This window comes from Kitasatospora sp. NPDC005856 (assembly GCF_040629945.1).
GTDB lineage: Bacteria > Actinomycetota > Actinomycetes > Streptomycetales > Streptomycetaceae > Kitasatospora.
The window spans coordinates 1-20,663 of record NZ_JBEXWT010000108.1 but is presented as its reverse complement, the minus strand read 5'-3'; the positions used below and the strand labels follow the sequence as shown (position 1 = coordinate 20,663).

Genomic DNA, 20,663 nt, shown 5'->3' with positions numbered 1-20,663 from the left:
GGGGGCAGTACCGGGCGGACTATCGGGCAGGCCGTCGCTTTCCGCCCGGCCCGCCGAGTCCGCCGACGCACCCGCGTGAGGGTGAGGGTCCGGCCCCGAACCGGACCCTCACCCTCACCCTCACCCGCGGCACCGGCCGGCGGCCGGCGGCCGGCGGCCGGGGTCAGGATCCAGCCGGGAGATGGGAGGCCACCAGGGCGGCGAACTCCTCGGGGGTGAGGATGCGGATGCCGAGTTCCTCGGCCTTGGCGCGCTTGGAGCCGGCCTTCTCGCCCGCGACCAGGAGGGTGGTGCGCTTGGAGACCGAGGAGGAGGCCTTGCCTCCGGCGCGTTCGATCAGTTCGTTCATCTGGTTGCGGGAGAGGTCGGCGAGGGCGCCGGTCATGCTGCCGGTGACGACGACGGCCTCGCCGGCCAGCGGGCCGCCGTCCCCGTCGTTCCCGTCTCCGGTGCCGCTGCGCCCCGCCGCCGTGGCGGGGGCCGTCGGGGCGGTGACGGCGGTGCCCACGCCGAGGGCGGCGAGGCGGTCCAGCAGCGGGGCGAGGTCGGCGAGTTCGGCGGCGACGACGCGGGCCTTCTCGGTGCCGATGCCGTCGACGCCGGCCAGGGTCTCGGCGTCGGCGGCGCGGATCGCCGCCATGGAGCCGAAGTGGGCGGCGATCCGGCGGGACATGGTCCGTCCGGTGCCGCGGATGCCGAGGGCGCAGAAGACCCGGTTGAGCGGCTGGGTGCGGGCGGCTTCGATCGCGGCGAGCAGGTTGTCGGCGCTGGTCTCCCCCATCCTTTCCAGGGTGAGCAGTTGCTCGCGGGTGAGGGTGAACAGGTCGGCGAGGTCGGTGACCAGGCCGGCTTCGACGAGCTGGACGGCGCGGGTGCCGCCGAGGCCCTCGATGTCGAGCTGGTCGCGGCCGGCCGCGTAGAGGACGGAGGCGACGGCCTGGCAGTTGCGCCCGCGTATGCAGCGCCAGCGCTGTTCGGTGGTGTCGATGGCGTCGCCGCAGCGCGGGCACGTCTCGGGGAAGGCGATCGGCTGCTCGGCGCCGGTGCGGGCGTCGAGCACCGGGGCCTCGACCCGGGGGATCACGTCGCCGGCGCGGTAGACGAAGACCTGGTCGCCGATCATCAGCCCGCGCCGTTCGATGTCGGCGGGGTTGTGCAGGGTGGCGAAGGTGACGGTGACGCCGTCGATCACCACCGGTTCGAGGACGGCGCGCGGGGCGATGATCCCGGTGCGGCCGACGTTCCACTCCACCCCGAGCAGCCGGGTGACCTTGTGCTGGGCGGCCAGCTTGCGGGCCACCGCCCAGCGCGGCGCGCGCGAACCCAGGCCGGCCTCGGCGCGGTCGGCGGCCAGGTCGGCCTTGACCACCACGCCGTCGATCCCGAAGGGCAGGGCGGCGCGCAGGGCGGCGATCTCCTCGATGCGCTGCTGGACCTCGGCGATGCCCGCGCAGTGCTGCGGGCGGGCGGCGGTGGTGGCGGCGGTGTGGGCGCCGAGGGCGGCGAGGTGTTCCAGGAGGGCGCTGTGGTCGAGGCCCTCGGGGCCGACGGCGTCGTAGGCGAAGAAGGTCAGTTCGATCCGGTAGGGGCGGTCCTTGGCCCGCAGGGTGCCGGCGGCGCCGCTGCGGGGGTGGGCGAAGGGGGTGGCGCCGTGCTCGGCGCGCACCCGGTTGGCGTGCTCGAACTGGTCCTGGGTGAGCAGGACTTCGCCGCGCAGTTCGATGTCGGCGGGCTCGGCGAGTTCGGCGGGCAGGCCGAGGACGGCGTCGGCGGCGTGGGTGATGTCCTCGCCGGCGAGGCCGTCGCCGCGGGTGATCAGCTGCTGCAGGCGCCCGGCGCGGTAGCGGGCGGCGACGGCGAGGCCGTCGAGTTTGGGCTCCACGCACCAGGCGGCGACGGGCCGGCCCAGGCGCCGCTCCAGGCCGGCGGCCCAGGACTCCAGCTCCTCGGCGGAGAACACGTTGTCCAGGGAGAGCATCGGCGCGCTGTGCGGGACGTCGCCGGTGGCGGCGCCGCCGGCCACCTTTCCGGTCGGCGAGTCGGGCAGCACCTCGCCGGGGTGGGCGCCCTCGTACGCGGCGATGTCGCGCAGCAGTGCGTCGTACTCGTCGTCCCCGAGCGGGGTGGAGCCGTCGGCGTAGTACGCGGCGGCGGCCTGTACGGCGGTGGCGACGGCGTCGGCGTACGCGGACGGCGAGGTGAGCGGGGCGGCGGTCTCGGTCATGGGGGAATCATGGCGGCCGGCACTGACAAGGGCGCCCGGGGCGTCGTCAGACCTGCCGGGCGGTGGCGAAGGTCCCCGGCGTCGCGGTCGCCCGGACGGACAGCGGCGGACGGGTCCAGGTTCAGTGGATCTTCGACCGCGCCGACGACACCTTCCTCGGCGAGCGCACCGTGGCCCTCACCGACGCGGCGACCGTCAGGAAGGGCGACGTCACGAGCCAGATGGCCGTCCTCGCCCGCGCCGTCGTCGACACGGCGGGCACCCGCCCGTAGCCCGGCGGATCCGGCGCAGTGGCCGTCCGCCCCAACACCGGCTGTTCTCCGGGACCTTCGAGCAACGGCGGCCGAGCACCGTGCACGCCGCCTCCCGCCCCGTTGCCCGTTACCACTTCGGCCCGGCCGTAGCGGCAACGAACGGCGGAGCGGGCCGCTCAGCGCAGGAAGTCGGCCCGGCCGACTTCCTGCGCTTGGCTCACCGTGCATGCGCTGAGCGTTCCCGCCTCAGCCGCCGACCGCCGCAGCGAGGGGCCCGCGCCCGCGCAGGGCAGCCCGGGCGCGGGCGACGCCGCAGGCGGTGGCTTTGGCCCCGCTGCCGACCGCGACGGTTCTCGTACCGAGGCCCGCGCAGGCGCGGCAGATGCCGGGCCGGGGCACCGGGTCGTGGCAGCGGCCGCACTCGGCGTACGAGGCGGGCGGGGCTTCGGGGCGTTCCGGCGGCAGCTTGCGCCGCAGCCGGTCCCGGAGGATCGCCGCCGGGCAGTGCATCGGCTGCGGCAGCCCGGGGAGCAGGGCCTGGGCCAACTCGGCCTCGCCGCATCCCCGTTCCAGCCACTGCGCGACGAGCGGGGCCAGCGTCTGCGCCTCGGCCTCGCCGAGACGCAGACGCGGTTCGGGCCGGATCACCCGGAACAGAGTGGCCACGGCGGCCCGCGTCCGTTCATCCGGGAGGGTGGGTTCTTGTCCCGGGTCCTTTACGGGAGGGGTGACAGCGCCGCCGGTCCCTCGCCCGCCGGAAGCCGGGCGGGGGACAGCCGGTGCGCGGTGCGGGGTGTCGAAGACGTGGGCCTCGGACCGGACGGTCCCGTCGGGCATCCGGACGGTGTCGACCCGGTAGTACCCGGCGTCCTTGAGTTCGTTGAGCGCCCGCCGGACGGCGCCCCGCCCCTGCGGACTGCTGTCCGCCATCTGCCGCCCGTCCTCCCGCCACCCGTCGGGGCGGGAGAGGAGATCGGCGAGCAGCCCGCGGGCGGTGTAACTGAGCCGACGGTCCTGCAACAGGCCGTTGGGAAGGACGGTGAACGCGCGCGTGTGAGCGCTACGATGAATCTGCATTGGGAGTCTGTTGCTCCTGGTGCCCGACCCCGGGGTGTTCCACCACCGCCGGGGTCTCCTATGTTCTGTTGATGATGCGGAAAGTAGCACACCGATTACGCGGAGTGCGAGCCGTTTGCGAATTGTCGGCCACCAGCGCTCCGCCGGGATCAGGTACGAGCTGCGGCCACCGCGTCCGTGTACAGCTCCGTTGTCAGGTCGGCCTCGTTGATCCCGAGGTCGGCCAGCACGGCCCGCACGGTGTCGAGCGCCGCTCCGAGGCCGTCTCGGGCGGCCGCAGCGGTCTCGACCTCGATGAATGTCGCGTCGAGCTCCGGCATGCGGACGAGCGTGGCGAGGAAGCGCCGACCGCTGCGTTCGAAGTCGTAGTTGCGGCACCGCTTCTCGAACCGGATGCGCGGGGTGAAGCCGAGGCCCCGGATGATCTCGTCGGCCGCCTCGGCGTCCTCCACCCGGGTCTCGGCCTCCCATTTCGACCCGGACGCCTCGTCCACCCGGGCGCCTTTGTACGTGAGCGCGGTGCGAGTGTCGTCGGGTCCATGAACGGTGCGGATCCGCAGCTCGCGGTCGGCTCCCATCAGGCTGCCGTCCGGGGCGTCGTAGTACGTGTCGCGGTACACCTCGGCGCGCCCGGCGCCGTACGACTTCTCCAATCGTGCGAGGACGAGTTCGGGGTCGCGTACGACGGCCTTGAGTTCCGCCTCGATCGCCATGCCGGTTCCTCCTTCGGATCACGCGTTGAGCGCCGTCCGGGCCCGCCATCGATGCGGCAGCACCGGTGGCCAACGCACCACGGGGATCGCCCCGGTGCGCCAGTCGGCCAGCCGCTTGCGGATGCTCGACACCATCGGCAGCCCGTCCGTCTGGGCCGGGGTGAACCATCCCACCTCGTGGGACTCGTCGGACACCCGCAGTTCGCCGCCGAGCGGGCGCGCGAGGAGGCAGATGGAGAACGCTGGAGCAGGACACGGCCCTCGTCGTCGACCACCACGACGGACGCGGCGGGAACCAGTGAGTTCGCCTGCGGGGCGTTCGGGTCGTCCACGTAGTCACGCCTGGGCATGATCCACCACTTCCGCTGTCTGGCCTGTCACAGCAGGTGCCGGCCGTCATGAGTCCGGACACTTGGTGCAGCGTCGTCCCGGAGCCCGTCCAGGACACGCACGGCATAGACCTCGGCCATGCGCTCGGAGACCTCGGCCGGTGTGAGCCAAGCGACCTCGACCGACTGTTCCGAGAGCCACGTCTGCTTGGTCTCCGGTCGGCAGCGAAGGACGAGGGCGACGTTCCCCGGTTCACGTTCTTGTAGACGCCGGTCAGCCGCTCCACACCGACCTTGATCCCGGTCTCCTCGTAGACCTCGCGGCGCACGCCGTCCTCGATGGCCTCGTCCATTTCCAGCACGCCACTCGGGGGTTCCCAAGTTCCGATAGGAGCACTGAACAACTACGGCGGCCCCGTTGCCCGTCTGTGGGCAATGGGGCCTCGGCCGGTGCACATGATGCGTCAGACGTCGCCGAACTCTCCGGAGCGAACGGCGACGACGAAGCTCGACCAGGCATCGGCCGGGAAAGCCAGAGAAGGGCCCTCCGGGTCCTTCGAGTCGCGGACAGGGACGATGCCGGGCATGCTGTCGGATACCTCGATGCACTGTCCGCCATTGCTGCTGTAGCTGGACTTGAACCAATCGAGGGTCATACTCGCCTCCGTAGCTCGCGGATCATCGCCACCGAGTCCGCTTGTGAAAGGGCATGCGTCTGCAGCTGATAGTAGGCCGCCAACTCGGCCGTCACCGCGTTGATATCCCGCTCCAAGCGCCCCTGATGCGCACTCTCCGCGTAGGAGATCAGCGACCGGTCCGGCAACGTCAGGATGGACACCGGGAGATCGAACGCCCTGTCCTCGCCGAGCGCGAACGGGGCCAGCTGGAGCCGGACCGTCGGCTCGTTGGCGAACTCAACCAGGTGATCAAGCTGCGCCGCCATCACGGCGTCCCCGCCCACGGGCCGACGAATACAACTCTCGTCCATGACTACGTGAATCAGAGGTGACGGATCCCGACGCATGGCGGCCTGACGGCTTATGAGGACTCGTACCCGTTCGTCCGCCTGATCCTGCGTGATGCTCCGCCGCCGTACGGCACCCGCCGCGATGGCGGTTGCATACTCCCTCGTCTGCAGCAAGCCCGGCACGATACCGAGTTCGAAGAGCCGCAGTTCAACGGCCCGACGCTCTTGGGCTACGAACTCGGCGAACCCCTCCAGCAGGGCACTGTGCTTGACGTCGCTGGCCTTGTACTTGAACGTTCCCGCCTGCAATGTGTCAAATGCCCGGTCAAGAGCGCGAGCGATGCGTTGAGTTGGTTTCCTTCGACCATTTTCAAGGGCCGAGATGAAGGAAGACGTACAGCCGATCAGCCCCGCGAGATGGTCCTGCGTCCAGCCCCGCTGCTCGCGGGCCTCGCGGAGAAAGGCCCCGAACTCAGCCGCCGGGGAGGCCTGAGGGTCAAGTTCACGCTTGTTCAAGGCTATTCATCCTACCAATCAAACGGCGTGGACAAGTTGAACAGTTCCGGAGCCTACGGGAGATTGAGTGCGCTGGGTAGTCGCATCGCTACCGATTGGAGCGATGCTGCGGCCCGCGCCACCTCCGCGTCCCGGGTCTTCAGGCCGGGAACGCAATCAGCCACACGCCAGCATGAGTGCGCGCTCCTTCGCACGCCCCCTCCGCCCCCTGAGGTGCTCCCCCATGCTCACGTCCCGCCACCCCCGCATGTTCGTCGCGCGCCTCGACTCACGGACCGAATCCGCGCCCCTCGCCCGGTACTTGCTCCGGGCCTACCTGTCCGGGCTGCCCTCCGGGGAGCGCTACCGCGACACCGCCGAGCTGCTGCTGTGTGAACTCTTCGCCAATGCCGTTCAGCACTCCGACGCGCCCGACGACCGGCACATCGAGATCCGCTTCGCCCTCAGCGGCTCCCGTCTCCGCCTCGAAGTCCACGACGCCGACACCACCCACCCCGCCCTCCGCACCGCCGCCCCCGATGACGAGCACGGGCGCGGGCTCTTCCTCGTCAACGAACTCGCCGAACGCTGGGGCAGCGTCCCCCGCCCCTGTGGCATCGGCAAGTTCGTCTGGGCCCTCATCGCCCCCGTCGCCTGAAAGCCCGAACCCCCATGAACCTCACCACCCTCGCCCGCCACACCCTCTCCCGTAGCGCCACCCCTGCCGCCACCTACGCCCTCATCGCCCGCCTCGGCCACCGGCCCCTGCCCGTCGCCCGAGCCGTCTGCCTCGCCCTCGACATCCCCCTCGCCGAGACCACCCGCCGCCTGGCCGACTGCTACGACGCCCTCCTCGCCCACCCCCGCCCCGACTCCGAGGCCGACACCGGCGAACTCCTCGAAGCCCTCGGCGTCTTCGACATCCCCAAGTCCCTCACCGAAACCGAACTCGCCGTCGTCGACCACTTCCTGACCGCCATCGACGCCATGGGCGGCATCCGTCCCGGCCACCGGCACGGCCTCCAGCGCTGGTTCACCACCGGCAACCTCACCGCCGCCTACCTCTCCCTCGCCGCTGCCCGCCCCCTGCCCCGCACCGGCGACCCCGCCCTCTACTGGACCACCCTCACCGCCGCCGGCGAACTCCTCGTCACCACCGTCCCCTCCGATCGCCGCATCACCTACGCCCTCACCCACTGCCGCACCCGCGCGACCCGTCCATGAGCGCAGGAAGTCGGCCCCGCCGACTTCCTGCGCAGCAGACGGTTGGGTCTGTGCTCGGCGGCCCCGGCCATAAGTGGTCGGGGCCTCCCAAGCTCTTTTTCGGGTGGGCTCGTGTGCTTGCACACGAGCCCACCCGTTCTATGGACCGGCCTCCAGAGCAGTTGCCGCCATTCCGACTCGCCTCTCCTTCGGGCGGCCCGGCCGAGAACGGCCGGGCCGCCGGCACCTTGTTGTCCTTGCCGGAGGAGTGGGGGGAGGGCACTCGGCGTTAGGGGCAGGGCCTCGATTTCAGCTCGGCCCCGCCCTGGACTGGGCGTAGCTCGTCCACTGTCTGCACAGGAAGTCGGCCGGGCCGACTTCCTGTGCAGCGGTATGGCGACCGACGACAACGCGGCGAGGTACCCGGCAAGGATCCAGGAGACAGGCCCTATGTTCCTTGGGGTGTGCCCTCGGGGACGGGGGCGGCGAGGGCGGCGGCGGGTTCGGTGCGGGAGGGGGCGGGCGGCGGGAGCGGGTGGCCCGCGCGCCACTGGGCGGTGGTCCGCTCGCCGCCGTGGCGGCGCCGCCAGTACAGGTGCTGGGCGACGATCAGCGGGCCCAGCGCGGTGAGCAGCGGGAATCCGGTGGTGAGCCACCCAGCGGCGAAGCAGGCGCTGACGGCGCTGGTGGTCAGCAGGCCAGTGAGGGCGGCAGTGACGGCGGCGGTGCGGCCGTGGGCCTTGGCGGCGACCAGCGGGTACAGGACGAGCAGCAGCAGGTCGCCGAGGCCGACGGCGACGGGCTGCGGGCCGCCGGTGAGGGCGAGCAGCGGGGCGAAGGGGCGGTCCTGGACCTGGGCGAAGAAGCGGGTGGTGGTGTCGGTGAGGGTGGTGGCGGCGAGGTCGTAGCCGGTGAGGACGGCGGCCAGGGCGGCGGTGTGGGCGGAACGCAGGCCGCTCTGGGCCCAGAGGTTGGCGACGCCGACGACGGCGACGGCGATCATCAGGTCGCTGCCGGCCCGGGCGGCGCCGGGGTGGCCGGTGAGGGCGGCGAGCGCGGTGGCGGCGGTGGCGGTGAGGGCGGCGGCCCAGGACCACGGGCCGGGGCGCAGCCGGGTGCCGGCGAGCAGCGGGGCGAGGGTGAACTGGACGGCCAGGCAGCCGACGAGGCCGAAGACGGCGGAGACGGCGGCGCCGGGCAGGGCGGCGTAGAGCAGCGGGGCGAGGACGACGCCGGCGCACAGGACGGCGACGTCGCCGCCGGTGTAGACGCCGACCGGGGGGCGGGGCATCCGGACGCGGGCGAGGTACCGGGCGGCGAGGGCCAGTTCGGCGGCGACGGCGGCGCTCAGTGCGGCCAGGGCGGCGGGGTCGGCGTTCATTCAGCGCCTCCCGGGGGCACGGTCGGGGTCGTCGAGCGCGTCGAGGGCGTCGAAGGTGTGCTCGCGCAGGTCGGCGCGCACGGGCGCGGTGGGCGGCATGGCGGCGCGGTCCTCGTACAGCACGATGTCGGACAGCCGCAGGTCGGCGGCGTGGGCGCGCTCCTCCAGGCGGCCGTGCAGGGCGGTCGCGGGCAGGCGGTCGACCAGCAGGTGCAGGCGGGCGGGTCCGTGGGGGCCGTCGGGGCCTTCGGTGAGGGCGTGGCGGGCGGGCAGCGGGACCTGCGGTTCGGCCTCGACCAGGTCGAGCACCTCGCGGGTGGTGACGGTGCGGCTGAGCGGCCCGTTCCAGCGGCCGAGGATCTCGGAGGTGGCGGGCAGGTGGGCGAGTTCGCAGGTGGGCGGCTCGGCGGGGAGGCGGACGAGGTCGCCGGTGGCGTAGCGCAGCAGCAGGGTGCAGTCGCGGTAGGGCACGTAGGGGGTGTGCACGACGGTGCCGGTGGCGCCGGGGGCGGTGGGTTCCCAGGTGAGCGGGTCGAGGACTTCGAGGTGTCCGAACTCGGTGGTGTGGTGGAGGTGGCCCTGGGTGCAGGGGGTGGCGCCGGAGGGCACGATCTCGGTCATCAGGTAGGCGGAGGTGGCGGGGGCGCCGAACACCGCCTGGGCGCGGCGGCGCAGGGGCGCGGAGAGCACCTCGCCGCCGACGCTGATCGACTGGAGGCCGAAGTCGCCGCTGTGCCAAGCGCGTTGTTCGGCTTCCTGGACGAGGGCGGCCAGGTAGGAGGCGGAGGTGGTCAGGTGGGTGATCCGGGGGTCCTTGCCGGGCAGGCCGAGCGGGGCGGCGAGGCGGTCGAGGGCCACGGCGGGGGCGACGGTGCCGAACTGGACGAAGCCGGCGCCGGCGCGGGTGGCCGATTCCTCGGCGTTGACCAGCGGCAGGGTGGCGCGGGAGCAGCCGGCGTAGGCGACGGTGTGGCGGGGGCGCAGGCCGAGGCCGAGCACGGCGGAGATGGTGCTGAAGGCGATGGCGCAGTCGAGTTCGGCGCGGGAGAACCACACGGCGGTGGGGGTGCCGCTGGTGCCGGTGGTGAGGGCCATCAGGGCGGGGGTGGCGGCGTCCGAGACGAAGGCGGCGGGCTGGGCGCGCAGTGCCTGTTTGGGGGTGACGGGGACGCGTGACCAGTCCTCGGGTTCCAACCGGTCCGGGTCGAGGGCGAGTTCGGCGAACTGCCGGCGGTAGTGGGCGGTGTGCCGGGCGGCGGTGCGGGCGGTGGCGCGCAGGCTGCGCCGGGTCACCTCGCGCCGCACCTTGGGGTCGACGGGTCCGGCTCGGCCGGGCAGCAGGGCGGAGTCCTCGCCCGGTTCGCCGAACTCGGCGATGGTGGCGACGAGGTCGCGCGCGAGGCGTTCCAGATCTCCTGGATGTATCCGACGGTTCGTCAGGATTGCTGCGCCGTAGCGCAGTTGACTCAGTGCGGTCGCGAACAAGCGGGCTCCCCGGGCCAGGGTCGGACGGTGCGCCACCCGGCCCCGGCCGGGGTCGATCGGGTCGGACCGCCGGTTCCGGCCGGTCCGTCGATCGGGTCGGACGGTCGGGTCAGACCATGTGGAGGAACATCGCGGCGGTGAGGGTGCTGAAGGCGTACTTGAGGTAGTGCTTGACCATGATCGGTTCTCCCTCGTACGGGCCGGCCGGCCGCCCTGGCCGGGCGCGGCAGCGGATGCCCGTGGCCGGTTCCGGTCGACGGGCAACGGCAGTATAGGGACGGTTCGGCCGCCCGCAACAGCCCATGTGCACGGCCAACCTTCCGATCATTCACACCAGTTGGGGATCGTCCCGGGGCGGCCGGCCGGTCAGAACTCCAGGAGCGTGCAGCTCCAGTGCATGCCGCGCCCCATGCCGGCCAGGGCGATCAGGTCGCCGTCGCCGAAGTGCCCGGCCGCGCGGTGGTACTGGAGGTCGAGGATGTGGTCCGCGGCCCCGAAGTGGCCCCGCTCCAGGGAGATTTCGAGGTTGGTGCGCTCCACCGGGACGCCGAGCCGGTCGGCCAGCTTCGTCAGGGTGGCGCGGTTGTCGTTGGGCAGCACCACCCTGGCCAGGTCCGGGACGGACGCGCCGATCCGCTTGCAGGCCCGCGCCACCACCTCGTGCACCCGTTCGCCCATCAGGCCGATGAACTCCTGGAAGCGCTCCGTGTCGTAGTCGAAGAACTCCATCAGGCCCCAGGCGTCACCGGCGGGCGCGGGCGCCGGGCCGCCGCGGAAGGGGGCGGCCGCCCCGCCCTGCTCCATCCGGAACAGGTCGGCGTAGCGGCCGTCGCTGATCGTCTCGCCGGCCCGCCAGCGCAGTGAGGGGTGGCCGCGCCCGGCCACCGCGGCGCCGGCGCCGTCGGAGAACAGCAGCGAGTTGGTGTGCATCCGGTTCCAGTACGGCTCGCACGTCCGGTTCGCCCCGACCACCAGCGCCCGCTGGTACTCGGGGTGGGTGGCGAAGCGGCCGGCGAGCAGGTCGAAGCAGGTGATCCCGCTGACGCAGCCCTGGCTGACGAGGACCGCCTCGGCGCGGCGGGCACCGAGACGGTCCTGGAGGGCCGCGGCCGGGTCCCAGTACAGGTACTCGGGGATGTCGGTGATCGCGAGGACCACCAGGTCCAGGTCGGCGGGGTCGGTGCCCGCTTCGTCCAGGGCCGCCCGGGCGGCGTCGACGGCCAGGTCGGTGAGCCCGACCCCGTCCGGGCTGCGGTGGACGGTGCGGTAGCCGTACCCCTGGACGCGCTCGACGTCCTCGGTGTACTCGGAGGCCACGTCCGCGACGGCGACGGGCTCCCCGAGCGCCGATCCGAATGACATCAGTCCGTAGTCCACGCCATCGCCCCTTCCGGCCGCGCAGCTCGTCGTTCCGCGCACTGTCCGATACCGGAAGGGGTGCCGCTTCCACCGCCGGAGGAGTTCGTCATCGAACTTCCGTGTCCCGGTCCGGCCCGACGCCCCGTCAGGCTATACAGCCCCGAGGAGCCCTGACCAGCACCGACACCGGCGCCCTCGCCGCACGGACGGGCTACGACACCGACGGGCTACGACACCGACGGGATGCCGGTGTGCGGGAGGGCGAGGTCAAGCATGTGGTGCATGACGGCGGCGGGGACGGCGGGGTTCTGGGCACCGGTCTCGGAGCGGCGCGGTGTGAGCAGCAGCGCCACCAGGTCCTCCGGGGGCAGGGCCGGGTTGGTCCGGGCGGCCCACCGCACGCCGCGGTCGGCGTCGGCCGTGAGCGCGGCCGCGGTTTGCGGGGCGAGCCGGTGGTGTCCGGCGGCGGCCTTGCGGACCACGGGGTCGGGGTCCGCGGCGGCCCGCTCGGCGTCGGCACCGGTGGCGGCGGGGTCGTCGAGCGCGGCGGCCCGCAGGAGCGGGTTGGGGTCGGCGGCCAGGCGCAGCAGGCCCTCGCGGGGGAAGTTGGGGTGGTTGCGCGGGCGGCCGGGGAAGGAGAAGCTGCCGTCCCACCAGGCCGCCATGTCCAGGAGCATCCGGGGCGGGGCGTCGTCGCAGGACTCGGCCAGGAAGATCCGCACCGCGCGGTCCTCGTCGCGGGCGAGGAGTTCGGCCACGTCGGCGGGCAGGCGCGGAGCCCTGGCGACGCTGCGGCGGACCAGCAGCTTCGGGGAGGCGGCGAGCAGGCGCATGGCCTCGGCGTCCGCGTGCAGGGCGGTGACCCACCGCAGGGAGGTGCTCCGGCTGCCGGGGTCGATGTCGGGGGCCTCGGCGGCCATCGCCGCCAGCTCGGCGGGGGTGGCGGCCAGGAGGGCGTCGCGCTCGGCCGCGCGCTCGGCGCCCCGGGCCTCCTCGGCGAGCAGGGTGAACCGCCGGCACAGGCGCGGCTCGGGCGAGGCGGCGACGAGCCGCTCCCACTGCTCCGGTGACAGCCGGCGGGCCTCCGTGACGCCGAGCCGCACCTCCCGGCTCGGGTGGGCGATCGCGGCGTCGACGACCTCCTGGGGCAGGTCCTTGCGGTCCAGCAGGCCCCATTCGCCGGTGTCCAGGATGCGCAGCAGCAGGTCGGCGGGCGCCGCGCGGTTGAAGCCGAGCCCGGTCAGCCAGCCGAGGGCCGTCCTGCGCTCGACGTCGGTGGCGGAGAGCAGCGGGGCCCAGGCGGGGCCGGGCGGGACGGGAGAGGCGGAGGAGGGAGAGGCGGGAGGCGTCGGTGTCACCGGCTGGAGACTACTCCCCGGCCGCCCGGTGCCCCTCCCCCGCCTGCACGCCGTGCGGGTCAGGAGGTGGTGTCAGGAGGTGGTGTCAGGAGGTGGTGAAGGCGACCTGGTCGACGGTCCAGAAGGCGCTGTTGGTGCCGGTGTAGCGGAACTGGAAGCGGGCGGTGGTGGCGCCGGCGGGGACGGTGACGGGGAGGTTCTCGACGGTGTTGAGGTCGCTGCGGTAGGACTTCACCGGCTGCGGGGCGCCGTTGTCGAAGACCACGTGGACGTCGCCGGTCTGCGGTCCGTCGATCTTGTAGTTCGTGGCGAAGGACAGCACGCCGCGGCCCTGGCCGGCCACCGGGTAGGCGGGGCTGACCAGGGTGGAGTCGAACTGGCCGGCGCCGTGCGCCTGGTCGTCCCACTCGTCGGAGTCGGCGACGGCGAAGACGTTGCGGGCGCGCACGTTGGTCTCGCGGGACTGGCCGAGCTGGGCGGCGGTCCAGAACTCGTCGGTGGCGAAGGTCCAGCCGCGCCACTCGGTGACGCCGCCGCTGGGCATGCGGGAGTTGTCGATGCTCCAGCCGGCCGGCGGGGTGTGGGTCCAGCCCTTCACCGTGGCCGGGATGCCGCTCTCGTCGGCGCGGGCCTGCAGGCTCGGGCGCAGCGCGTCGAAGGCGTCGGGGGCGATCTCGTCGATCGGGCGGCCGTCGAGCCGCCAGGCGGGGTCGACGGTGACGCCCTCGTGCTTGAGGACGGTGGGGGCGATGTCGACGGGCTTGACGTCGTAGCGGCGCGAGCCGGGGGCGTAGCCGGTGCCGTCGGCGATCAGGAAGGTCTGGCGCTCGCCCGCGCTGTTGCCGCCGTGGCCGCCGGCGTCGGTGTGGCCGTGGTCGGTGGTGACGACGATCAGCCAGTCCTCCGAGGCGTAGGTGGCACGGGACTTGACGGCCTGGAGGACCTGGCCGACCAGGGCGTCGGCGGAGTGGAGGGCGGCCGCGTACTCGGGGCTGGTGCCGCCGTGGTTGTGACCGGCCTCGTCGACCTGGTCGAAGTGCAGGAAGGTGGCGTCGGGGTTGCCGTGGGAGAGGTAGTCGACGGCGTCGGCGGCGGTCTTGGTGTCGTTCTCGCTCTCCTGGAGGCGCAGGTCGGCGCGGCCGTTGAAGACGTTGGCGGCGATGGGGTTCCAGGAGCCGATCACCAGGGTGGAGGTGCCGGGGTCGGCGTTCTCCAGGCGGGTGGCGAAGTCGGGGAACAGGTCGAAGCGGGAGCCGGTGAAGGCGTTGTCCTTCACCTGGTGCTTGTCGGGCCACGCGCCGGTGGCGATGGTGGACCAGCCGGGGCCGGAGAGGGTGGGGGCCAGCGGGTTGGCGTAGAGGTTGCTGGTGGCGGTCATGCCGTCGGCCATCAGGGCCTTGAGGTTGGGGGCGTCGGCGGTGAGCAGCTTGTCGTAGCGGGTGCCGTCGACGCCGATGACCAGGGTCTTGGCCTGCTTGGTGCCCTCGGGCAGGTTCCGGTACGGGCCGGCGGCGGCCCCGGCGGTCCCGGCTGCGGCGGTCCCGGCTGCGGTGGTCCCGGCTGCGGTGGTCCCGGCGGTGGCGGAGGGCGCGATCAGCCCGGCGACGGCGGTGGCGGCGGCGAGGGTGACGGCCAGGGCTGCGGTGCGGGTGGAGCGCGAGGTGCGCAACGGAGGGCTCCCAACTGGTCGGCGGTGCGGTGCAGTTGCACCGGAAGCGAGGATGGGCCGGGCGGGCGAGGACGCGCCCTCCGTGAATCCACGGTTGTATGAACAACCGCCGAAATTCAGTCCAGACCCGTTACCCTTCCGTGATCGAAGGCCCTCTGCGACCACGTCCCCCGGGGCGCCCGCACGGCCCGGGCACCGCTCGATAGGCTCGACCGGTGACCCACCCCACCCCCCGGGCCGTCCCCGAACCCGCCCGCGCCGGCGTCCCCGAGCACGGCCGGGTGCCCAAGTACTACCTGGTCAAGGCCCGCCTGGAGGAGCTGATCGCCGAGCTGGGCCCCGGCGGGCGGCTGCCCACCGAGGTCGATCTGGCGCAGCGTCACGGCGTCGCCCGGGCCACCGTGCGCCAGGCGCTGCGCGAGCTGCTGCTGGAGGGCCGGCTGCGCCGGCAGGGCCGGGGCACGGTCGTGGCCGGGCCGAAGATCGAGCAGCCGCTGTCCCTGAACAGCTACACCGAGGGCGTCTCACGCCAGGGCCTGCGCCCGGGCCGCACCCTGATCGCCCTGGACCGGCTGCCCGCGGACGCGGCGATGGCGCGACTGCTGGAGGTCCCCGAGGGCGAGGAGCTGTGGCACCTGGAGCGGGTGCTGCGCGCGGACGAGGAGCGCGTCGGGCTGGAGTCCACGTACGTGCCGGTCGCCCGGGTGCCCGCGCTGGCGCGGGACTTCGACCCCGAGGGGTCCTTCTACGGCTACCTGCGCGAGCAGGGGGTACGGATCGGCGCCGCCGACGAACGGATCGAGACGGTGCTGGCCACCCCGCGCGAGGCGCTGCTGATCGGCACCCCGCCGGCGCTGCCGATGCTGCTGCTGCACCGCCGCAGCCTGGACGCCGACGGACGCCCACTGGAGCAGGTACGCACCCTCTACCGCGGCGACCGGTTCAGCTTCACCCTCGCCCTCGGCGCCCCGGACGCCCTGGACGCCCTGGGAGCTCCGGACGTCCCGAACGCCGCGAACGCCCCGAACGCGAACTGACCGTCCGGCGGCCGCGGGTCCGGCCGTCGACGGCAGGGCGTGCGGGGCACACAGGGCCTGCAGGGCGTACGGGGCGTGCGGGGCGTACGGGTGTCAGCAGGTGCCGACGCGGCCGTTGTACGAGGACCAGACCGGCGTCCACGGGCTGTTGTTGTCGTGGGGGCGGTACACGACGAGGTTGCCGTCGTTCTGCATGCGCACCCAGTTGGCGCTGGGGTTGCAGCCGAGGGCGGTGCCGGACCACCACTTGGCCTTCTTGAAGGTGTCGTAGACGACGAAGTTGCCGTCGTACTGCATGATCACCTTGCCCGCGCCGCCGCCGACGGTGCCGGTGTTCCACAGCGCGTAGCCGGTGTTGGTGTCGTACTCCACGAGGTTGCCGTCGGTCTGGTAGGTCAGCCGGTAGTCGCCGTTGCCGGAGACGAGCGAGTCGCCGGGCAGCAGGCAGCTGCCCCAGTTCATGTGGTCCCAGCCACTGGGGTTGCGCGAGCAGTTCCACTCGCTGTTGACGTCGGCCGAGGCGCTGGTGGCGGTCGTCAGCCCGGTGAGCGAGGCCAGCGCCAGTGCGGCGCCGGCGAAGGCGAGAGTGCGCTTGGTCGTTCCGGTCTTCCTCATCGTTCCCCTCTTTCCGCTGCGGCCGGTTCCTGGCCGGCCGCGGCACGGTCTCCTTCGCGGCGGTACGGGCCCCGAGGTCCGGCCGCCGTCGTGCAATGGGATCGGAGCCCATCGGCCCCTGCGTTCATGCCAACGGGCTGCGGTCGATCACCGGTTCAACGGGATCGCGCGGAGGAGGAACGCGTCGGGCCGGAGTCCACGTACGTGCCGGTCGCCCGGATGCCCGCGCCGGCGCGGGACTTCGACCCCGAGGGGTCCTTCTACGGCCACCTGCGCTACCGCGGCGACCGGTTCGGCTTCACCCTCGCCCTCGGCGCCCCGGACGCCGGCCGGCCCCAGGAGGGCTGAGGCCGGCGCCGGGACGCACGGGCCGGGCGGGTGGCCCGGGCCGGGCGGTTCGTCAGCAGGTGCCGACGCGGCCGGACTGCGAGGACCAGACCGGCGTCCAGGTGCTGCTGCTGTCGTGCGGGCGGTAGACGACGATGTTGGCGTCGTTCTGCATGCGCACCCAGTTGGCGCTGGGGTTGCAGCCGAGGGCGGTGCCGGTCCACCACTTGGCGTTCTTGAAGGTGTCGTAGACGACGAAGTTGCCGTCGTACTGCATGATCGCCTTGCCCGCGCCGCCGCCGACGGTGCCGGTGTTCCACAGCGCGGTGCCGTAGCGGTCGTACTCCACGAGGTTGCCGTCGGTCTGGTAGGTCAGCCGGTAGGCGCCGTTGGCGGAGACGAGCGAGTCGCCGGGCAGCAGGCAGGAGCCCCAGTTCATGTGGTCCCAGCCGCTGGGGTTGCGCGAGCAGTTCCACTCGCTGTTGACGTCGGCCGAGGCACTGGTGGCGGTCGTCAGCCCGGTGAGCGAGGCCAGCGCCAGTGCGGCGCCGGCGAAGGCGAGAGTGCGCTTGGTCGTTCCGGTCTTCCTCATCGTTCCCCTCTTTCCGCTGCGGCCGGTCCTGGCCGGCCGCGGCACGGTCTCCTTGGCGACGGTGCGGGCCCTGGGGTCCGGCCGCCGTCGTGCGATGGGATCGGAGCCCATCGGCCCCTGTGTTCATGCCAACGGACTGCGGTCGGCCACCGGTTCAACGGGATCGCGCGGACGGCGGCCGTAAGCGGGGGCCGGGCGGAGGCCACCGGGCCCGACCTTGTAGGTTTCGGTGTCACCGGTTGCGAGGAGCCGGTGACACCGGGTGGAGAGGGAGGGCTCCGGCCGGGCACGGAGGGGACGGACCCCGGAAGGGAAGGGCGGACAGTGGACACGAGCACCACGGGCGTGTTCAGCAGCGAGGGCGTGCCCGCGAAGGAACGGTTCGACTGCTGGCGGGAGTTGGTCAGCCGCACCCGGGACAGCGACGTGACCAGCGACCACCGCGACGACTTCCGGGCGGACATGCGGCGCCTGGAGCTGGGTCCCGTGACCCTCCTGCGGACCTCCTTCCTGCCGACCCGCTTCCACCGCACCGCGCGCCGGGTGCGGCGCTCCGACCCGGAGGTGTTCCACCTCACCCTGCTGCTCGACGGCGGCTTCACCCTGACCCGCGACGCCGGGCGCACCGAGACCTTCGGGCCCGGCAACCTGCACATGCTCGACAGCTCGCACCCGTTCGACCTGCGGGCCTTCGGCTCCCGCGCCGCCCGCACCCCCGGGGACCTGCGGATCGAAGCCGTCGGCGTCGACTTCCCCACCGCCCTGCTGCCGGTGCCGCCGCACCGGCTGGAGGACCTGCTGGGCCGCGGCTTCTCCTCCCGCGAGGGCAGCTGCGCGCTGCTCTCGGAGTTCCTCCTCGGCCTCGACCGGCAGGCCGCCGTACTGGGGCCCGCCGAGACCTCACGCCTGGGCGGCGTCGTGGTCGACCTGGTGGCCGCCTGGCTCGCCCGGGAACTGGACGCCGAGGCCGCCGTGCCCGACGACACCCGGCAGCGGGCCCTGGTCGAGAACGTCCGGGCCTTCGTCCGAAGCCACCTGCACGACCCCGAGCTGACGCCCGCCGTGATCGCCGCCGCCCACCACATCTCCGTCAGCTACCTGCACCGCCTGTTCGCCCGGCAGTCCGGCGGCGAGACCGTCGCCGCCTTCGTCCGCCGCCGCCGACTGGAGAAGGCCCACCGCGACCTGGCCGACCCCGCCCTGCGCGCCCTGCCCGTCCACGCCGTCGCCACCAGCTGCGGCCTGCCCCGCGCCGCCGAGTTCAGCCGCGCCTTCAAGACCGCGTACGGGCTCTCCCCCCGCGAACACCGCCACCGCGCCCTGGCCGGTGCCGGGGGAGGCTAGTGTCCTGCGCCGGAGATCCGTCGGCAGAATCGGGCTAGGGAGTCGAGGATCTCGTCGGCGGTTTTGGTCCAGGTGAACGGCGTGGGGTCCTCGTTCCAGTGCCTGATCCAGGTGCGGATGTCGCGTTCGAGGGCTTGGACGTTCTTGTGGGATCCGCGGCGGATCATCTGGTCGGTGAGGAAGCCGAACCAGCGCTCGACCTGGTTGATCCACGAGGATCCGGTCGGCGTGAAGTGCATGTGGAATCTGGGGTGTTGGGCCATCCACGTACGAATCGCCGGAGTCTTGTGGGTGCCGTAATTGTCACAGATGAGGTGGATGTCAAGGCCGGCGGGGACCTCCTGGTCGATCTTGACGAGGAACTCCCTGAACTCCGCCGCCGGTGCCGACGGTGCAGGGACGTGATGACCTTCCCGCTGTCGGTGTCGAACGCGGCGAACAGCGTGGTCAGGCCGTTGCGAACGTAGTCGTGGGTCCGGCGCTCGGGCATGCCCGGCATTATCGGCAGCACCGGCTGGGATCGGTTCAATGCCTGGATCTGCGACTTCTCGTCGACCGACAACACCACCGCCCCCTCAGGCGGATCGAAGTAGAGCCCGACCACGTCGTGGACCTTCTCGACGAAGAGCGGGTCGGTGGAGAGCTTGCAGGTGTCCGCCAGATGGGGCTTGAGCTGGACTTCCGCCAGATCCGTCCCACCGTGGATTTCGACAGTCCGCTGCGGGCCGCCATCGAACTCCGCGACCAGTGCGTCACGTTCTTCGGGATCTCCTCCAACGTCGCCACCACCACCGCTTCGACCTCGTCCACCGCGATCGTGGGAGGCCGGCCCGGACGCGTCTCGTCCACCAGGCCGTCCAGCCGCTCGGCGAGGAACCGGCGACGCCACTTACGGACCGTGTCCGCAGTGATCCCCAACTCCCTCGCCACACCGACGATCGACGGAACCTCCGGGCCGTCGCAGGCCAGCACGATCCGAGCCCGCAGCGCGAGCGCCTGCGCGGACGTCGCCCGGCGAGCCCATCGCATCAGCGCCGCCCGCTCCTCCCCGGATAGCAACAACGGCTCCAACGCGGGACCACGACGCCGCACCGGCACATCCGAAGATCACTCACGCAATTTCTAACGACGGATCTCCGGCACAGGACACTGGTTGGTCCGCATGGTGTAGTACTACGGCCAACCCTCGGAGAACGCTCGGCCTGTTTACGCATCAAGGAACACAACTGTGCTGTTGTCGTCGATCACGTTGAAGAAGTGGTTTCGACGCTTCTTGCTGTTCCCTGCTGTCGAGGGCATCAGCCCTCCGACAGCAGAGGCAGCAGAACCATGAGGTTACTCCGGGACCACCAGGACGAAGTTCGGCGGCCATCCGGAATCCCGGCTTCGCGGCTGATCGGACGGGATGAAGCGTGCGCCTTCAGGGACCGGGCACCGCGAGATGACGATGCCAGTAAGGCAGGACCCGCACCAGAAGTTTGCGGACCCGGCCCCAAGGTCTCGGGGTCCGATGAAAACCAGCTCCAAGGAGCGGTTTCCGCAGTTAGGGCATTCGTTTTTGATGCGGTCGGGGTGAGAGGAGATGACTTGCTGATAGCAACTCAGCCAGCTCTCCCAATCTGCGCGCAAATCCTGCATCTCACCTGCTTCTCGAGAACCATCGGCGTCTAGTGGATGTGCTTCCCTATATTCTGCCACCACTCCTCCTCCATGCCGTAAGCGCGGTCCTCCCATGGTTCCGCCGCCTCCCACGACTTAGGGAAGGGAAGTCCATGGCGCAAGTCATCGACGTGGATCTTCTCATGGAACAGTGTGCGAGCCAGCGTTTCTTCGTTCAGGAAAGCGTCGCGAGCGAGTACAACAGTTTGATCCGGCATGGTAAAGCCGCCGACTCCAGCGGTCGTCTTCCGAATTTCCACCTTGATATCACTGTAGTCGACACCGAACTTCTTCGCTGTGGCTTTGATCACGTCCATGTTCATGAGCATCTTAGGCTCAGAGCCCGTCCGCTTGGCCCGCTGGAGAGCTACTTCGCGCTCAAGGCTCGAGAGCTGATCAGCGACTGTGGACGGTTCGAGCTTTCCACGGCCGGTCATCCACCTGCTGAGGCCGCCCAGGCCGGCCACGGCTACTTGCTGAGCCAGCTCGTCGGCGTTCTTCTCGACGAGGTCGGCGACGTTGGTGCAGCCGAATTCGCGGAGTTTGGCTGCCGCGACGTACATGGCGTAGGCGGG

At 72.0% G+C, this 20,663-nt stretch carries 19 protein-coding genes and 3 pseudogenes; 6 read left to right on the top strand and 16 right to left on the bottom strand.

Annotated features, from left to right (window positions below; genetic code table 11):
• Nucleotides 1-163 precede the first annotated feature (163 nt).
• On the bottom strand, nucleotides 164-2,224 hold the full coding sequence (ligA, locus tag ABZ449_RS36845) for an NAD-dependent DNA ligase LigA (RefSeq protein ID WP_360354958.1): 2,061 nt from the start codon (nucleotides 2,222-2,224) through the stop codon (nucleotides 164-166).
• A gap of 62 nt (nucleotides 2,225-2,286) precedes the next feature.
• On the opposite strand from ligA, the gene ABZ449_RS36840 reads away from it, so the two are divergent.
• Entirely contained in the window at nucleotides 2,287-2,496 is a 210-nt protein-coding gene (locus tag ABZ449_RS36840; RefSeq protein ID WP_360354955.1) for a hypothetical protein, read from the top strand.
• A 228-nt stretch (nucleotides 2,497-2,724) separates the two neighbouring features.
• Here ABZ449_RS36840 and ABZ449_RS36835 read toward each other — a convergent pair whose 3' ends face one another.
• The 6 genes and pseudogenes from ABZ449_RS36835 to ABZ449_RS36810 form a co-directional block, all read right to left on the bottom strand.
• Nucleotides 2,725-3,555 carry a hypothetical protein gene (locus tag ABZ449_RS36835; protein ID WP_360354953.1) on the bottom strand — a complete coding sequence of 277 codons (831 nt, stop codon included), beginning with the start codon at nucleotides 3,553-3,555 and terminating at the stop codon, nucleotides 2,725-2,727.
• Nucleotides 3,556-3,704: 149 nt separating this feature from the next.
• On the bottom strand, nucleotides 3,705-4,268 hold the full coding sequence (gene cyaB / locus ABZ449_RS36830; protein WP_360354951.1) for a class IV adenylate cyclase: 564 nt from the start codon (nucleotides 4,266-4,268) through the stop codon (nucleotides 3,705-3,707).
• Nucleotides 4,269-4,286: 18 nt separating this feature from the next.
• A pseudogene (locus ABZ449_RS36825) lies at nucleotides 4,287-4,618 on the bottom strand (hypothetical protein).
• Nucleotides 4,619-4,645: 27 nt separating this feature from the next.
• A pseudogene (locus ABZ449_RS36820) lies at nucleotides 4,646-4,950 on the bottom strand (NUDIX hydrolase).
• A gap of 111 nt (nucleotides 4,951-5,061) precedes the next feature.
• Complete coding sequence (locus ABZ449_RS36815) at nucleotides 5,062-5,253, bottom strand: DUF397 domain-containing protein (protein ID WP_360354948.1); 192 nt, start codon at nucleotides 5,251-5,253, stop codon at nucleotides 5,062-5,064.
• Nucleotides 5,250-6,080, bottom strand: coding sequence for a helix-turn-helix transcriptional regulator (locus ABZ449_RS36810; RefSeq protein ID WP_360354945.1), 831 nt, complete (start codon nucleotides 6,078-6,080; stop codon nucleotides 5,250-5,252). Before ABZ449_RS36810 ends, ABZ449_RS36815 begins: the two co-directional genes overlap by 4 nt.
• Before the next feature lie 223 nt (nucleotides 6,081-6,303).
• On the opposite strand from ABZ449_RS36810, the gene ABZ449_RS36805 reads away from it, so the two are divergent.
• On the top strand, nucleotides 6,304-6,717 hold the full coding sequence (locus ABZ449_RS36805; RefSeq protein WP_360354942.1) for an ATP-binding protein: 414 nt from the start codon (nucleotides 6,304-6,306) through the stop codon (nucleotides 6,715-6,717).
• Between the two features lie 14 nt (nucleotides 6,718-6,731).
• The gene (locus ABZ449_RS36800) at nucleotides 6,732-7,283 is read left to right on the top strand and encodes a hypothetical protein (protein WP_360354939.1); all 552 of its coding nucleotides are present in this window, start codon (nucleotides 6,732-6,734) and stop codon (nucleotides 7,281-7,283) included.
• Nucleotides 7,284-7,710: 427 nt separating this feature from the next.
• Here ABZ449_RS36800 and ABZ449_RS36795 read toward each other — a convergent pair whose 3' ends face one another.
• The 5 genes from ABZ449_RS36795 to ABZ449_RS36775 form a co-directional block, all read right to left on the bottom strand.
• Nucleotides 7,711-8,643: a hypothetical protein gene (locus tag ABZ449_RS36795; protein ID WP_360354936.1), complete on the bottom strand. Its 933-nt coding sequence runs from the start codon at nucleotides 8,641-8,643 to the stop codon at nucleotides 7,711-7,713.
• Nucleotides 8,644-10,128 (bottom strand): phenylacetate--CoA ligase family protein, encoded by a 1,485-nt coding sequence (locus tag ABZ449_RS36790; RefSeq protein ID WP_360354934.1) that lies wholly within the window; start codon nucleotides 10,126-10,128, stop codon nucleotides 8,644-8,646.
• Between the two features lie 366 nt (nucleotides 10,129-10,494).
• Nucleotides 10,495-11,490 (bottom strand): 3-oxoacyl-[acyl-carrier-protein] synthase III C-terminal domain-containing protein, encoded by a 996-nt coding sequence (locus ABZ449_RS36785; RefSeq protein WP_360354931.1) that lies wholly within the window; start codon nucleotides 11,488-11,490, stop codon nucleotides 10,495-10,497.
• Between the two features lie 224 nt (nucleotides 11,491-11,714).
• Nucleotides 11,715-12,845: a hypothetical protein gene (locus tag ABZ449_RS36780; RefSeq protein ID WP_360354928.1), complete on the bottom strand. Its 1,131-nt coding sequence runs from the start codon at nucleotides 12,843-12,845 to the stop codon at nucleotides 11,715-11,717.
• 85 nt (nucleotides 12,846-12,930) lie between these two features.
• A complete protein-coding gene (locus ABZ449_RS36775; RefSeq protein WP_360354926.1) occupies nucleotides 12,931-14,514 on the bottom strand; it encodes an alkaline phosphatase family protein in 1,584 nt (527 codons plus the stop codon).
• 215 nt (nucleotides 14,515-14,729) lie between these two features.
• Here ABZ449_RS36775 and ABZ449_RS36770 point away from each other — a divergent pair, with 215 nt between their 5' ends.
• The gene (locus ABZ449_RS36770; RefSeq protein WP_360354923.1) at nucleotides 14,730-15,551 is read left to right on the top strand and encodes a GntR family transcriptional regulator; all 822 of its coding nucleotides are present in this window, start codon (nucleotides 14,730-14,732) and stop codon (nucleotides 15,549-15,551) included.
• 93 nt (nucleotides 15,552-15,644) lie between these two features.
• On the opposite strand, the gene ABZ449_RS36765 is transcribed toward ABZ449_RS36770, so the two are convergent.
• Entirely contained in the window at nucleotides 15,645-16,166 is a 522-nt protein-coding gene (locus ABZ449_RS36765; protein ID WP_360354921.1) for a hypothetical protein, read from the bottom strand.
• Between the two features lie 204 nt (nucleotides 16,167-16,370).
• Between ABZ449_RS36765 and ABZ449_RS36760 the strand changes: the two genes are divergently transcribed.
• Nucleotides 16,371-16,514 (top strand): hypothetical protein, encoded by a 144-nt coding sequence (locus tag ABZ449_RS36760; RefSeq protein ID WP_360354918.1) that lies wholly within the window; start codon nucleotides 16,371-16,373, stop codon nucleotides 16,512-16,514.
• 52 nt (nucleotides 16,515-16,566) lie between these two features.
• On the opposite strand, the gene ABZ449_RS36755 is transcribed toward ABZ449_RS36760, so the two are convergent.
• Nucleotides 16,567-17,085: a hypothetical protein gene (locus tag ABZ449_RS36755; RefSeq protein ID WP_360354915.1), complete on the bottom strand. Its 519-nt coding sequence runs from the start codon at nucleotides 17,083-17,085 to the stop codon at nucleotides 16,567-16,569.
• A 324-nt stretch (nucleotides 17,086-17,409) separates the two neighbouring features.
• Between ABZ449_RS36755 and ABZ449_RS36750 the strand changes: the two genes are divergently transcribed.
• A complete protein-coding gene (locus ABZ449_RS36750) occupies nucleotides 17,410-18,429 on the top strand; it encodes a helix-turn-helix domain-containing protein (RefSeq protein WP_360354913.1) in 1,020 nt (339 codons plus the stop codon).
• Here ABZ449_RS36750 and ABZ449_RS36745 read toward each other — a convergent pair.
• Both ABZ449_RS36745 and ABZ449_RS36740 read right to left on the bottom strand, forming a co-directional pair.
• Nucleotides 18,426-19,458, bottom strand: a pseudogene (locus ABZ449_RS36745) (IS630 family transposase). The gene ABZ449_RS36750 and the pseudogene ABZ449_RS36745 overlap by 4 nt on opposite strands.
• A gap of 638 nt (nucleotides 19,459-20,096) precedes the next feature.
• Nucleotides 20,097-20,663 (bottom strand): hypothetical protein (locus ABZ449_RS36740; protein ID WP_360354910.1); only part of this gene is annotated, 567 nt, incomplete at its 5' end.